The following is a 13444-nucleotide window of genomic DNA, read 5'->3' as shown; positions in this document are numbered from 1 at the left end:
TATACACGGCGTGCGGCAAAAATGCCGCACATCACTGGTTATTGCGCCTTAAAGGTATGCAAACGGCTTGTTGCTTTGGCCAGACCCTCTTTGAACCACAATTCCGTACAGCGTGCCGCTTCGTCAATGGCCTCATCAATTAATTTTTGTTCAGAAACAGGGGGTTTACCCAGCACGAAACCAACAACTTTATTTTTATCGCCTGGATGACCAATTCCAACGCGTAAGCGGTGAAAGTTGGGATTATTGCCCAGCTTGCTGATGATGTCTTTCAGACCATTGTGGCCGCCGTGGCCGCCGCCAAGTTTAAATTTCGCGACGCCCGGAGGGAGATCCAGCTCGTCGTGAGCGACCAAAATTTCGTCCGGCTGAATACGGTAAAAACTGGCCATTGCGCCAACTGCTTTACCACTGAGGTTCATGAACGTGGTGGGTACCAGCAGGCGAACATCTTCCCCTTCCAGCGTGATGCGTGAGGTATAGCCAAAGAATTTAGGCTCTTCACGCAACGGCGCGCGCAGGCGCTCCGCCAGTAAATCGACGTACCATGCGCCTGCATTGTGTCGCGTCGCGGCATATTCCGCACCGGGATTCGCCAGACCAACAATCAATTTAATTGCCACGTTTTTTGTCCTGAGTAGATCCATAACTGGCGCGTAGTTTACTGTCTGTCTGCCCGCTTGACAAAACACAGTGGCACTCTGAAGTAAATTAAATAATTGCCAGCATTGATTATTAAAAATGTAAACTGTTCAGAGTGTTATTTGTAAAGTTTTGTTAAATGAAACTTTACATTTGTGATCGCACCCGCACTTACAAATGGAAGTGTTGTCTATACTTTACACATAAAGTTTAGGGGGATTTCCTAAAAACAACCCAAAAGTTCCGGAGGTGACATATGAAACGCAAAAACGCTTCGTTATTCGGTAACGTGCTGATGGGGTTGGGGCTGGTCGTGATGGTTGTCGGCGTGGGTTACTCTATTTTAAACCAACTGCCGCAGTTTAATTTGCCGCAATTTTTTGCGCATGGCGCAATACTGAGTATTTTTGTCGGTGCAGTTCTTTGGCTGGCAGGGGCTCGTGTAGGGGGGCATGAGCAGGTGAGCGACAAATATTGGTGGGTACGTCACTATGACAAACGTTGCCGCCGTAACGACAATCGTCGTCATAGCTAACCGGTTCAGGCCCGGTAAGCGTTATCGCCACCGGGCATTGTCCATTAACTGAGTAAATCCGCTAACGCCTCCGTCCTGTTCGGGAAGAAGGTCAGACGCCCAGGAATAGGTTTGATACCGGCACGCGCCATTGTGCGCAGCGGTTGGAACTCCAGATTACTGATACGCAATTCGCAACCCTCCGGCAGACGCTTCACAAAACGCTGAAAAGCATCAAGCCCGCCTGCATCCAGCACTGGTACTGCGTCCCATTTCAGAACGACGATACGTTTGCCCTTAATACGTGACTCAAGGTCGGTAAACAGCCCTTCCGCCGCGGCGAAAAAGAGCGGACCGATAACACGCAGCACCAGCACATCTTCAGGCACATCGACATTGACCGGCGCAAGTCGAGTCATACGCGCAATACGGCGCATAAACAGCAGGGAAGCAAGGACAATCCCCACGCTGATGGCGATGACCATATCAAACAGAACCGTTAATGACATGCACAGCAGCATAACGATAATGTCGTCTTTCGGCGCATGGCGTAACAGATCCACCACTTTATGGGCTTCACTCATATTCCATGCCACCATCAGCAGTAGCGCCGCCATCGCGGAAAGCGGCAGCCAGGAGAGTAGCGGGGCCAAGACCAGTAGCGCCAGAATGGCCAGGATAGCGTGAATTACCGCCGAGATGGGAGAGGTCGCGCCAGCGCGGACGTTGGCGGCAGAGCGGGCAATCGCGGCGGTGGCGGTGATGCCGCCAAAGAACGGCGCGACCATATTCCCCAGTCCCTGGCCGATAAGTTCGCTGTTAGCTTTATGTTTGGTGCCGGTCATGCCGTCCAGCACGACGGCGCAGAGCAATGATTCGATTGCCCCCAGCATTGCCATCGAGAAGGCCGCTGGCAGCAGCGCGCGCAGCGAATCCCAGCTTAGCGTGAAATCGGAGCCAGGAAGACTCCACGGCAGCATCAGTTGCGGCAGGAGCTGCGGGATGCCGTTGCCCTGAGTGCCGTCAGCCAGAACATAATGGAACTGTGAGCCGATAGTCGCCACATTGCCGCCCAGCAGATTAACGATCCCCATCACGGCGCAACCAGCCAGCAGCGCGGGAAGATGTCCTGGCAGACGAATACCGAGACGCGGCCAGAAAATCAACGTTCCCAGCGTTACCACGCCAATGGCGGCATCGCCAATATTGACGGTGGGCAACGCCATAAACAGCGCGCCGACTTTCTGCAAATAGTGCTCTGGCACATGGGCCATCTGCAGACCAAGAAAATCTTTAATCTGCATGGTACCGATGGTAATACCAATCCCTGAGGTAAAACCCAACGTGACCGACACCGGGATATATTCAATCAATCGCCCCAGTCTCGCCAGGCCGAAAAGGATCAGGAAGAAGCCCGACATCAGCGTGGCGACCAGTAGGCCCGCCAGACCAAACTGTTGCGATACCGGATACAAAATCACCACAAACGCGGCGGTAGGGCCGGAAACGCTAAAGCGCGAGCCGCCGGTTAGCGCGATCACGATCCCGGCGACAGCGGAGGTATAGAGGCCATACTGCGGCGCAACGCCACTGCCAATTGCCAGCGCCATCGCCAGCGGGATAGCAATAATCCCGACGGTGATCCCGGCTATCACATCACGGGTGAACCGGGAGGCGGTATATTTTTCTTTCCAGCAAGCATCGATGAGAGCGCGGAAAGGCATCACATGTGAGGAAAATAATTTGTTCACAATAATGTTTCATCCATGAGCGCATCATCTGTCAACTAAATGGCAGGTGAAGGAGGCATAAGTCATACAAAAGGGTGTTACAGACAAAAAAACCCGCCGCAGCGGGTTTCAGATCCGGGTTCGATCAATGCTCGAACATGGCGGAAATCGATTCTTCGTTGCTGATACGGCGAATCGCTTCGGCCAGCATACCTGACAGGGTCAAGGTACGCACGTTCGGCAGCGCTTTGATTTCGTCGGTCAGCGGAATGGTGTCGCAGACAACGACTTCATCAATGACGGAGTTGCGCAGGTTGTTTGCCGCATTGCCTGAGAAGATCGGGTGCGTCGCGTAGGCAAACACGCGTTTAGCGCCACGTTCTTTCAATGCTTCTGCTGCTTTGCACAGAGTACCGCCGGTATCGATCATATCATCAACCAGCACGCAGTCACGGCCAGCGACGTCGCCGATGATGTGCATCACCTGAGAAACGTTCGCGCGCGGACGACGTTTATCAATGATAGCCATATCGGTATCGTTCAGCAGCTTAGCGATAGCGCGGGCACGAACCACGCCGCCAATATCCGGAGAAACCACGATCGGGTTATCCAGATTCAGTTGCAGCATATCTTCGAGCAGGATTGGGCTACCGAACACGTTATCAACCGGAACGTCAAAGAAGCCCTGGATCTGTTCAGCATGCAGATCTACGGTGAGAACGCGGTCAACGCCGACGCTGGACAGGAAGTCAGCGACAACTTTTGCGGTAATCGGCACACGGGCGGAACGTACGCGACGGTCCTGACGTGCATAGCCAAAGTAGGGGATAACGGCGGTGATACGACCTGCGGAAGCACGACGCAGGGCATCAACCATAACGACCAATTCCATCAGGTTGTCGTTGGTTGGGGCACAAGTGGACTGGATGATGAAAATATCACCACCGCGTACATTTTCGTTGATTTGTACGCTGACTTCGCCGTCGCTAAAGCGACCTACGGCGGCGTCGCCGAGAGAAGTGTACAGGCGGTTGGCAATACGTTGTGCTAGTTCCGGGGTGGCGTTACCAGCAAAAAGCTTCATATCAGGCACGAGAAGAACCTCAGGCATGCGTCCATTGGTGGAAAGAATCTGCCGAAAACTGTGCGGGCCAGGCAAAATCCTATCCAGGCGGTGTATTAAAGAGCGCGATGCAACGTCTGGAACAAGGTGACGTTGTCACCGAAGCTCAGCTTGCCCGGCTTACTCGTCTTCATTCACGTTTCATGTGCGCTGGTATCGATGCCTCACACCGGTCAAATACGGCATATATGACCGGCGACTCGTCATTTCGCCATCTTCCTGAAACCCGAATGCGTTAGAGTAACTCTCGATGCAATGGGGAGAGGTTGACACCCTTCGCCACAAAAGCATTGAGCCATTCCGGGGCTTGCTCAAGCACCTGGCGAGCACAAGACTCTGTATCGAATTCAGCAAAGACACAGGCCCCTGTCCCAGTCAGGCGCGACGGCGCGTATTCTAACAGCCAGGAAAGCGCCGCATCAACCTCGCGAAAACGTTTTCTTGCGATAACCTCGCAATCATTGCTGAATTCACATTTTAGTAACGTATCTATTGACCTTTTTGGCGTATTACGCGGCAATTGAGGATCTTTAAAGATAACCGGCGTCGGAATGCTTACGCCAGGGTGCGCGACCAGATACCATTTTTCCGGCGGATTCACCGGCGTTAATATTTCGCCTACGCCTTCGGCAAACGCGGCGTGGCCACGAACAAAGACCGGAACGTCGGCGCCGAGCGTCAGGCCGAGCGTCGCCAGTTCATCAATGGAAAGCCCGCATTGCCAAAGATGATTGAGCGCCACCAGAACGGTCGCGGCGTTAGACGAGCCGCCACCCAGACCGCCGCCCATGGGAAGGCGCTTCTCAATGCTGATATCCGCGCCGCTTCCGGCGGGCAGGCGTCCACTCTCCGAGGCGATTTTCATCAACAGCCGCGCGGCGCGGACGATCAGATTGTCTTCATTTTCAACGCCGTTAACCGGCGTTAATAAATGGATTTCGCCATCGCGACGCGGTTCGATGTGGAGTGTGTCGCCATAATCCAGAAACTGAAACAGCGTCTGCAGCGTGTGGTAGCCGTCTGCACGCTGTCCGGTGATATATAAAAACAGGTTTAATTTTGCCGGAGAAGGCCAATGGGTCATCATTTCACAATCCAGTTATCCATTTTCAGCTTAATGCGCTGACTGCCGTCTGAAAGCTCCATATTGGCAGGCATGGCAGGCTGCGTTTTGCTGTCATAGCCACCGTAAACCACTTTCCAGTTTTTACCATCCTGGCGATAGTTCACTTCGCTCAGGCGATACTGGTCGTCCAGTTTGTAGTCGGTGGCATCGCCAGGCAGACCGAGGATCCACTGCCGCAGGCTGTTTAACGGAATCGGCATCCCGGTGAGTTTGCCGATCATCTCTTCGGCGTCATCGGCGGTATAACGCTGGCCTTTGTTATCCACCAACTGGACGTTGCCCGGCTGGGCGTTAAGCTCCAGCTCGGTGCTGCCCAGCGGATTGGTAAGCAGCAGGCGGTAGCGATCCTGTCCGGTCTGTTGCCAGAAGAAGCGCGCATAGACTTTCTGATCATCTGAGATGTAAGCAAAGGCGCCGCGCGTCTGGTATTGATTCAGATGACGCACCTCTTGCTGATGCTGGCGCCACTGAGGGGAATCCGGGCTCTTGCCCGGGCCTTCATGCCCAGGAAGCGTACAGGCGGTGAGAACCAGGCTTGCTAACGGCAGTAGACGAATCAGGCGAAAATCGGGCAGGGTCATAGTGATGACGAATCCTTGTGATACGGTGCAATAATTGCCTGATGGCATTACGCTTATCAGGCCTGAAAACTGAACCTGCAGGCTGTAAAAACGTTCGCGCCGCGATTCGGCAAATTTTTGCTATCGGTTACAGTTATAGTCTTTAATGCTAGCGCCGCCTGGTGACATCGTCTACTTTCAAGTTGTCTTAAATCATCAAATTAGCGAGCGCTGCCAATTACTCCAAAAGGGGGCTCTCTCTTTTATTGACCACGCGCATCCTGTATGATGCAAGCAGACTAACCATATCAACGCTGGTACTACTCCCGCAGACATGACCCTTTTAGCGCTCGGTATTAACCATAAAACGGCACCTGTATCGCTGCGAGAACGCGTAACGTTTTCGCCGGACACGCTTGATCAGGCGCTGGACAGCCTGCTTGCGCAGCCAATGGTGCAGGGCGGGGTCGTGCTGTCAACCTGTAACCGTACAGAACTGTATTTGAGCGTGGAAGAGCAGGATAACCTGCAAGAAGCGCTGATCCGCTGGTTATGCGATTACCATAACCTGAATGAGGACGATCTGCGCAACAGTCTGTACTGGCATCAGGACAATGACGCCGTCAGCCACCTGATGCGCGTCGCCAGCGGTCTGGATTCACTGGTGCTGGGCGAACCGCAAATCCTCGGTCAGGTGAAAAAAGCGTTTGCGGATTCGCAAAAAGGCCACCTTAACGCCAGCGCGCTGGAGCGAATGTTTCAGAAGTCGTTTTCCGTCGCCAAGCGAGTGCGGACTGAAACCGATATCGGCGCCAGCGCCGTCTCCGTCGCGTTTGCCGCCTGTACGCTCGCCCGCCAAATCTTTGAATCGCTGTCGACGGTCACTGTACTGTTAGTTGGCGCGGGCGAAACCATTGAACTGGTGGCGCGTCACCTGCGCGAGCATAAAGTACAAAAGATGATTATCGCCAACCGAACCCGCGAGCGCGCGCAAGCCCTGGCGGATGAGGTTGGCGCTGAGGTTATCTCGCTCAGCGATATCGACGCCCGCTTGCAGGATGCCGATATTATCATCAGTTCGACCGCCAGCCCGCTGCCGATTATCGGTAAAGGCATGGTGGAGCGCGCATTAAAAAGCCGTCGCAACCAGCCGATGCTGCTGGTGGATATCGCCGTACCGCGCGACGTTGAGCCGGAAGTCGGCAAACTGGCGAACGCTTATCTTTATAGCGTCGATGATTTACAGAGCATCATTTCGCATAATCTGGCGCAGCGTCAGGCTGCGGCGGTAGAAGCGGAAACGATTGTTGAGCAGGAAGCCAGCGAGTTTATGGCCTGGCTACGCGCCCAGGGGGCTAGCGAGACCATTCGGGAATACCGTAGTCAGTCGGAGCAGATTCGTGACGAACTGACTACCAAAGCGCTGTCGGCCCTTCAACAGGGCGGTGATGCGCAAGCCATCTTGCAGGATCTGGCATGGAAACTGACCAACCGCCTGATTCATGCGCCAACGAAATCACTTCAACAGGCTGCCCGTGACGGGGATGACGAACGCCTGAATATTCTGCGCGACAGCCTCGGGCTGGAGTAGCAGCACACACCACACTTTTTTACAGGGTGAATTTACGCCTATGAAGCCTTCTATCGTTGCCAAACTGGAAGCCCTGCACGAACGCCATGAGGAAGTTCAGGCGTTGCTGGGCGATGCGGGAATTATCGCCGACCAGGACCGCTTTCGCGCATTGTCGCGCGAATATGCGCAATTAAGCGACGTTTCTCGCTGTTTTACGGACTGGCAACAGGTTCAGGACGATATCGAGACGGCTCAGATGATGCTCGACGATCCTGAAATGCGAGAAATGGCGCAGGAAGAACTGCGCGAAGCGAAAGAAAAAAGCGAACAACTGGAGCAACAGTTACAGGTACTGCTGCTGCCGAAAGATCCGGACGATGAACGAAACGCGTTCCTTGAGGTTCGCGCCGGCACTGGCGGCGACGAAGCGGCGCTGTTTGCCGGCGATCTGTTCCGCATGTACAGCCGTTATGCCGAAGCGCGCCGCTGGCGCGTGGAGATCATGAGCATGAGCGAAGGCGAGCATGGCGGTTATAAAGAGATCATCGCCAAAATCAGCGGCGACGGCGTGTATGGCCGGCTGAAATTTGAGTCCGGCGGACATCGCGTACAGCGTGTTCCGGCGACCGAGTCGCAGGGGCGTATCCATACCTCCGCCTGTACCGTCGCCGTGATGCCGGAGCTGCCGGAAGCCGAGTTGCCGGATATTAACCCGGCGGATCTGCGCATTGATACGTTTCGTTCTTCCGGCGCGGGCGGTCAGCACGTTAACACCACCGACTCCGCTATCCGTATTACCCACTTGCCGACCGGCATCGTGGTGGAATGCCAGGACGAGCGTTCGCAGCATAAAAACAAAGCGAAAGCGCTCTCGGTGCTCGGGGCGCGCATTCACGCCGCCGAAACGGCAAAACGCCAGCAGGCCGAGGCGTCAACGCGCCGCAACCTGCTTGGCAGCGGCGATCGCAGCGATCGTAACCGGACCTATAATTTCCCGCAGGGGCGCGTGACCGATCATCGTATTAATCTGACGTTATATCGCCTTGATGAAACGATGGAAGGTAAGCTGGATATGCTGATTGAGCCGATTGTTCAGGAACATCAGGCTGACCTGTTAGCCGCATTGTCCGAGCAGGAATAATGGATTTTCAGCACTGGCTGCATGAGGCGGTAAACCAGCTCCGGGACAGTGACAGCCCCCGGCGCGACGCCGAGATCCTGCTTGAGTACGTTACGGGCAAGGGGCGGACGTATATCATGGCCTTTGGCGAAACGCCGCTTACCGACGTCCAGCAACAACAGCTCGCGGATCTGCTGCAGCGGCGTAAACAGGGCGAACCCATTGCGTACCTGACGGGCTTACGCGAATTTTGGTCGCTGCCGCTCTTCGTTTCTCCCGCCACGCTAATCCCGCGCCCGGATACCGAATGTCTGGTTGAACAGGCGTTGGCGCGATTGCCGGTAAAAACCTGTCGTATTCTGGATTTAGGCACCGGAACCGGCGCGATTGCGCTGGCGCTGGCCTACGAGCGACCGGATTGCGAGGTGACTGCGGTCGATCGTATGCCTGATGCGGTTGCGCTGGCGATACGCAACGCGGAACATTTGGCTATCCGGAATGTGCGTATACTGCAAAGTTGTTGGTTCAGCGCGCTATCGGGGCAGCAGTTCGACATGATTGTCAGCAATCCGCCCTACATTGACGCGCAGGACCCGCATCTTAGCGAAGGCGATGTACGCTTTGAACCGCGCTCGGCGTTGGTGGCGGACGAAAACGGTATGGCGGATCTTACGCATATTATCGATAACGCCCGCCAGATGTTAACGCCCGGCGGCTTCCTGCTGCTGGAACACGGTTGGCAGCAGGGCGAAGCGGTAAGAGCGGTTTTCAGGCGGTCTGGTTACTCGGATGTAGAAACGTGTCGTGATTATGGTGGTAATGAACGCGTGACCTGCGGACGTTTTACGCCATGACAATTGCAATGTTGCTCACGCTTCATCTTATCTGTGTTGCGCTCTCCGTCAGTTTGTTTGTCGCTCGTTACTGGTGGCGCTATTGCGGCCATGCGTTGGCCGCCGCGCGCTGGACACGAATCGTGCCTCCCGTCATAGATACCCTGTTACTGCTTAGCGGTATTGGGTTAATCGTTAAAACGCACATCCTGCCATTCACGGAGTCGGGCTCATGGCTGACTGAAAAACTGTTTGGCGTTATCATCTACATCGTTTTGGGTTTTATTGCGCTTGATTATCGTCAGGCGCGCAGCCAGCAGGCGCGTTTTATCGCTTTCCCGCTGGCGCTGGTGGTGCTGTACATCATCATTAAACTCGCCACCACAAAAATACCGTTACTGGGGTAAGTCATGAGGTCGTTAGCTGATTTCGAATTTAACAATGCGCCGCTGTGTGATGGCATGATCCTGGCATCAGAGATGATTCGCCTGGATTTTCCCACGCAGTTTGTCTACGACGAACTGGAACGTCTGGTCAGTCTGGCGCAGGAAGAAATTAGCCAGCTCCTGTCTCAGGATGAGCAACTGGAAAAATTGCTGGCACTTTTTTACGGCGAGTGGGGGTTCACGGATTCCCGCGGCGTCTACCGTCTTTCTGATGCTTTATGGCTCGATAAAGTCCTGAAAAAACGCCAGGGGAGCGCGGTATCGTTGGGCGCTATTTTATTATGGATAGCAAACCGTCTTGATTTGCCGTTGGTGCCCGTTATCTTCCCAACGCAGTTGATTTTGCGTATTGAATCGCTGGAAGGGGAAATGTGGCTGATTAACCCGTTCAACGGTGAAACGCTTGATGAACATACTCTGGAAGTCTGGTTAAAAGGCAATATTAGTCCGGTCGCCGAGTTGTTTAATGAAGATTTGGACGAAGCGGATAACGCCGAAGTGATTCGTAAGCTACTGGATACGCTGAAATCCTCGCTGATGGAGGAACGGCAAATGGAGCTGGCGCTACGCGTTAGCGAAGCATTGTTGCAATTTAACCCGGAAGATCCTTACGAAATCCGTGACCGCGGGTTGATCTACGCGCAGCTTGAGTGTGAACACGTTGCGCTGACTGATTTAAGCTACTTCGTTGAACAGTGTCCGGAAGACCCGATCAGCGAAATGATTCGTGCGCAGATCAACACCATTGCGCACAAGCAAATTGTTCTACATTAATTAACCGACATTTTACCTATAAGTGTAAGGCGATCCTATGAAACAAAAAGTGGTTAACATTGGCGACATTAAGGTGGCAAATGACCTGCCGTTTGTGCTGTTTGGCGGTATGAACGTGCTGGAGTCACGCGATCTGGCAATGCGCATTTGTGAGCACTACGTAACCGTTACCCAGAAGCTGGGTATTCCTTACGTGTTCAAGGCCTCTTTTGATAAAGCCAACCGTTCCTCTATTCACTCTTACCGTGGGCCGGGTCTGGAAGAAGGGATGAAAATCTTCCAGGAACTCAAGCAGACATTTGGCGTAAAAGTGATCACTGACGTCCATGAAGCCAGCCAGGCGCAGCCTGTTGCTGATGTGGTTGACGTGATTCAGCTCCCGGCGTTTCTGGCGCGCCAGACCGACCTGGTGGAAGCGATGGCGAAAACCGGCGCTGTGATTAACGTGAAAAAGCCGCAGTTCGTAAGCCCGGGTCAGATGGGCAATATTGTGGATAAGTTCCATGAGGGCGGTAACGATAAGGTGATTCTGTGCGACCGCGGCGCGAACTTCGGCTATGACAACCTGGTGGTGGATATGCTGGGCTTTAGCGTGATGAAAAAGGTCTCCGGCAACTCGCCGGTGATTTTCGACGTCACCCACGCGCTGCAATGCCGCGACCCATTTGGCGCCGCCTCTGGTGGTCGTCGAGGTCAGGTGACCGAGCTGGCGCGCGCCGGTATGGCTGTCGGTCTGGCGGGCCTGTTCCTGGAGTCGCATCCGGACCCGGCTAACGCGAAGTGCGACGGTCCTTCCGCGCTGCCGCTGGCGAAACTGGAGCAGTTCCTGACCCAGATAAAAGCGATTGATGATTTGGTGAAAAGCTTCGACGAGCTGGATACCGAGAACTGATTGCGGTTTTTAGCTTGTGTAGGCCGGATAAGATACTATCCGGCTTTTTTATATCAGGCAAAAATCGTCATCAGATAGGCGGCAAATAAAGCCAGATGCGCCGCGCCGTTTAGCACGTTGGTGCGTCCGGTAGAGAACGAAATATGGCACAGCACTAACGAGGCCACCATCACTACCATTTCCGGCGCGCCTAAACCAAATACCAGATCATTACCTGTCGCCCAGGCGATGAGCGTGACGACCGGCACGGTTAATGAAATCGTCGCCAACACCGATCCGAAGAACAGATTCATTGCCCGCTGAACCTGATTATTCAGTACCGCCTTCAGCGCACCCAGTCCTTCCGGCGAGAGAATTAACAGCGCGACCAGGAAACCGGTAAAGGCGACCGGGGCGTTCATGCTGGTCAGCAACGCCTCCAGCGGGCTGGCATTCATTTTGGTAACGGCAATGACCGCAATTAAATGAATGAGTAACCAGACCGTATGCCAACCGCTACTGTGCGCGGAGGGTTTACCGTGGTGTGGATTGTCATCATCGCCTTCATCTTCATGTTCATAGATAAATAAGCTCTGGTGCGTTTTGGTTTGAATCAACAAAAATACGCCGTACATCGCGGCGGAAATTAACGCGACCAATAATGCCTGACCGGTAGAGAAATTGGCTTGCGGCAATGCCATTGGAAAAACCAGCACAATAATCGCCAGCGGAAACAGCGCGATAAGATACTGCTTAATCCCAAATAAATTCATATATTGCGTTGCGAATTTACGCCCGCCCAACAACAACGAGAAACCGACCAGTCCCCCGGTGACAATCATAATAATAGAGTAGAGCGTATCGCGCATAAGCGTTGGCGCAGCATCGCCGGTAGCCATCAGCGCTGAAATTAAACTCACCTCAAGAATAACGACGGACAGGCTTAAAATAAGCGATCCATAGGGTTCGCCGAGTCGATGCGCTAATACATCGGCATGACGGACCACGCTAAATGCGCTGCTTAAAATACCAATAAGTGCAAGGATATTGATGCCAATAACCACTGGTAGTGACTGGCTGCTTCCCCAAAGGAACAGCACTACCAGCGCAAGAACCGGGAAAATAAGCGAAGTCTCCTTATGGCGGGTTTTCACCGCCTCACAGGCATGTGTCATGAGGGTCTCCCTTGTGCAGGTGTTAATATTTTGGAAAGAGTAAAGAAGGTAAAAATAGCAGAAATTTGTATTTTTTTAGTGGTTTTTTACGTAGTTTTACGGCGTAGACGATTTTTTTCTTTCAAGGTCAGTAAAACAACGATCTTGTTTTAACAGTGTTTAAATAACAAAAAGTTAATTTCCGTAAAAAGCAAAAATCCTCCTCGACTGGCGTAATAACGCATTGTTTACCACACTTAATGTTTTCCCTGAAGACGGAGGCGCTGATGCCGTATAAAGCCAAAAGTGATTTACCCGATAATGTGCGGAATGTTCTTCCAACCCATGCCCAGGACATTTACAAAGAAGCCTTTAATAGCGCCTGGGAGCAATATAAAGATAAAGCCGATCGTCGTGATGACGCCAGCCGCGAGGAAACCGCACACAAAGTCGCCTGGGCGGCGGTTAAAAACGATTATGAAAAAGGCGAGGATGATAAATGGCATAAGAAAAAATAAACGCGGTATTACTCGCGTGTTAGCCTGATTTTCTTGCTGGAAGTCTATCCTGACGCGGGAGCTTTTCCCGCGTACAGATTTAAAATGTCAGCACTTTGTCCGCCGCCAGCGTCCATTGCGCCAGCTCGACCAGCGTTCCGATTTCCACACCGTCAATCAGCGGCAGGGGAGTGATACCACGTCCGTCCGCACAGGTTTTGCATAATTTTACCGGTACGTTTTGCGCGGTCAGAATTTCCAGCATTTGCTGAATATTGTAGCCTTCGGCTGGTTTTTGACCGCGTAACCCTGCGGTTACGGCATCTGACATCAAAAACAGGCGTAAATCGAGATGGCTTTCCTGCTCGCGCAGCGCAATGGCCAGACGCAGGCTATTAAATAATGATTCGCTGCCGTAGGCGGCGCCGTTAGCGATAATGACGATATTTTGCATGGATAACCTTTCTCCTTGAGAAATTTT

At 53.3% G+C, this 13444-nt stretch carries 15 protein-coding genes; 8 read left to right on the top strand and 7 right to left on the bottom strand.

All coding sequences use genetic code 11. From position 1 onward, the window contains the following. Nucleotides 1-38: 38 nt before the first annotated feature. Nucleotides 39-623: an aminoacyl-tRNA hydrolase gene (gene pth / locus J4650_RS03715; protein ID WP_000985595.1), complete on the bottom strand. Its 585-nt coding sequence runs from the start codon at nt 621-623 to the stop codon at nt 39-41. A gap of 275 nt (nt 624-898) precedes the next feature. On the opposite strand from pth, the gene ychH reads away from it, so the two are divergent. Continuing rightward, complete coding sequence (gene ychH / locus J4650_RS03710; RefSeq protein ID WP_000823878.1) at nt 899-1177, top strand: stress-induced protein YchH; 279 nt, start codon at nt 899-901, stop codon at nt 1175-1177. A 44-nt stretch (nt 1178-1221) separates the two neighbouring features. Here the strand turns inward: ychH and dauA are convergent, their stop codons facing one another. The 4 genes from dauA to lolB form a co-directional block, all read right to left on the bottom strand. Further along, the gene (gene dauA, locus J4650_RS03705; protein ID WP_208231560.1) at nt 1222-2907 is read right to left on the bottom strand and encodes a C4-dicarboxylic acid transporter DauA; all 1686 of its coding nucleotides are present in this window, start codon (nt 2905-2907) and stop codon (nt 1222-1224) included. Between the two features lie 124 nt (nt 2908-3031). Continuing rightward, nucleotides 3032-3979 carry a ribose-phosphate diphosphokinase gene (gene prs, locus J4650_RS03700; protein WP_001518537.1) on the bottom strand — a complete coding sequence of 316 codons (948 nt, stop codon included), beginning with the start codon at nt 3977-3979 and terminating at the stop codon, nt 3032-3034. Between the two features lie 265 nt (nt 3980-4244). Then, entirely contained in the window at nt 4245-5096 is an 852-nt protein-coding gene (gene ispE, locus J4650_RS03695) for a 4-(cytidine 5'-diphospho)-2-C-methyl-D-erythritol kinase (protein WP_000988258.1), read from the bottom strand. After that, nucleotides 5093-5716: a lipoprotein insertase outer membrane protein LolB gene (lolB, locus tag J4650_RS03690; protein WP_000174481.1), complete on the bottom strand. Its 624-nt coding sequence runs from the start codon at nt 5714-5716 to the stop codon at nt 5093-5095. Before lolB ends, ispE begins: the two co-directional genes overlap by 4 nt. Before the next feature lie 313 nt (nt 5717-6029). On the opposite strand from lolB, the gene hemA reads away from it, so the two are divergent. Genes hemA through kdsA form a run of 6 tightly spaced genes read left to right on the top strand, consistent with a single transcriptional unit; the run spans nt 6030 to nt 11333 of the window. Next, nucleotides 6030-7286, top strand: coding sequence for a glutamyl-tRNA reductase (gene hemA / locus J4650_RS03685; protein ID WP_000173208.1), 1257 nt, complete (start codon nt 6030-6032; stop codon nt 7284-7286). 40 nt (nt 7287-7326) lie between these two features. After that, nucleotides 7327-8409: a peptide chain release factor 1 gene (gene prfA / locus J4650_RS03680; protein WP_000804703.1), complete on the top strand. Its 1083-nt coding sequence runs from the start codon at nt 7327-7329 to the stop codon at nt 8407-8409. Continuing rightward, nucleotides 8409-9242 (top strand): peptide chain release factor N(5)-glutamine methyltransferase, encoded by an 834-nt coding sequence (prmC, locus tag J4650_RS03675; protein WP_023993315.1) that lies wholly within the window; start codon nt 8409-8411, stop codon nt 9240-9242. Before prfA ends, prmC begins: the two co-directional genes overlap by 1 nt. Then, nucleotides 9239-9628, top strand: coding sequence for an invasion regulator SirB2 (sirB2, locus tag J4650_RS03670; RefSeq protein ID WP_000150667.1), 390 nt, complete (start codon nt 9239-9241; stop codon nt 9626-9628). Before prmC ends, sirB2 begins: the two co-directional genes overlap by 4 nt. Nucleotides 9629-9631: 3 nt before the next feature. Next, nucleotides 9632-10441 (top strand): invasion regulator SirB1, encoded by an 810-nt coding sequence (sirB1, locus tag J4650_RS03665; protein ID WP_001257065.1) that lies wholly within the window; start codon nt 9632-9634, stop codon nt 10439-10441. Nucleotides 10442-10478: 37 nt separating this feature from the next. Next, nucleotides 10479-11333, top strand: coding sequence for a 3-deoxy-8-phosphooctulonate synthase (gene kdsA, locus J4650_RS03660; RefSeq protein ID WP_000811046.1), 855 nt, complete (start codon nt 10479-10481; stop codon nt 11331-11333). A 53-nt stretch (nt 11334-11386) separates the two neighbouring features. Here kdsA and chaA read toward each other — a convergent pair whose 3' ends face one another. After that, the gene (gene chaA / locus J4650_RS03655; RefSeq protein WP_000148418.1) at nt 11387-12487 is read right to left on the bottom strand and encodes a sodium-potassium/proton antiporter ChaA; all 1101 of its coding nucleotides are present in this window, start codon (nt 12485-12487) and stop codon (nt 11387-11389) included. Between the two features lie 266 nt (nt 12488-12753). On the opposite strand from chaA, the gene chaB reads away from it, so the two are divergent. After that, entirely contained in the window at nt 12754-12984 is a 231-nt protein-coding gene (gene chaB / locus J4650_RS03650) for a putative cation transport regulator ChaB (RefSeq protein ID WP_001519701.1), read from the top strand. A 79-nt stretch (nt 12985-13063) separates the two neighbouring features. Here the strand turns inward: chaB and J4650_RS03645 are convergent, their stop codons facing one another. Next, nucleotides 13064-13417, bottom strand: coding sequence for a DsrE/DsrF/TusD sulfur relay family protein (locus J4650_RS03645; protein ID WP_001179794.1), 354 nt, complete (start codon nt 13415-13417; stop codon nt 13064-13066). Between the last annotated feature and the right edge of the window lie 27 nt (nt 13418-13444).

Origin of the sequence: Salmonella sp. 32120201201600049SM (assembly GCF_017572835.1) — a bacterium.
Classification (GTDB): Bacteria; Pseudomonadota; Gammaproteobacteria; order Enterobacterales; family Enterobacteriaceae; genus Salmonella; species Salmonella enterica.
The sequence above is the reverse complement of the archived record's forward strand: the minus strand, read 5'-3'. Positions and strand labels throughout refer to the sequence as shown.

Bases quoted from the DNA above. Each gene is read 5' to 3' on its own strand.
- ychH (WP_000823878.1), top strand. From the start codon at position 899: ATGAAACGCAAAAACGCTTCGTTATTCGGTAACGTGCTGATGGGGTTG.
- ispE (WP_000988258.1), bottom strand. From the start codon at position 5,096: ATGATGACCCATTGGCCTTCTCCGGCAAAATTAAACCTGTTTTTATAT.
- lolB (WP_000174481.1), bottom strand. From the start codon at position 5,716: ATGACCCTGCCCGATTTTCGCCTGATTCGTCTACTGCCGTTAGCAAGC.
- hemA (WP_000173208.1), top strand. From the start codon at position 6,030: ATGACCCTTTTAGCGCTCGGTATTAACCATAAAACGGCACCTGTATCG.
- prfA (WP_000804703.1), top strand. From the start codon at position 7,327: ATGAAGCCTTCTATCGTTGCCAAACTGGAAGCCCTGCACGAACGCCAT.
- prmC (WP_023993315.1), top strand. From the start codon at position 8,409: ATGGATTTTCAGCACTGGCTGCATGAGGCGGTAAACCAGCTCCGGGAC.
- sirB2 (WP_000150667.1), top strand. From the start codon at position 9,239: ATGACAATTGCAATGTTGCTCACGCTTCATCTTATCTGTGTTGCGCTC.
- sirB1 (WP_001257065.1), top strand. From the start codon at position 9,632: ATGAGGTCGTTAGCTGATTTCGAATTTAACAATGCGCCGCTGTGTGAT.
- kdsA (WP_000811046.1), top strand. From the start codon at position 10,479: ATGAAACAAAAAGTGGTTAACATTGGCGACATTAAGGTGGCAAATGAC.
- chaA (WP_000148418.1), bottom strand. From the start codon at position 12,487: ATGACACATGCCTGTGAGGCGGTGAAAACCCGCCATAAGGAGACTTCG.
- chaB (WP_001519701.1), top strand. From the start codon at position 12,754: ATGCCGTATAAAGCCAAAAGTGATTTACCCGATAATGTGCGGAATGTT.
- J4650_RS03645 (WP_001179794.1), bottom strand. From the start codon at position 13,417: ATGCAAAATATCGTCATTATCGCTAACGGCGCCGCCTACGGCAGCGAA.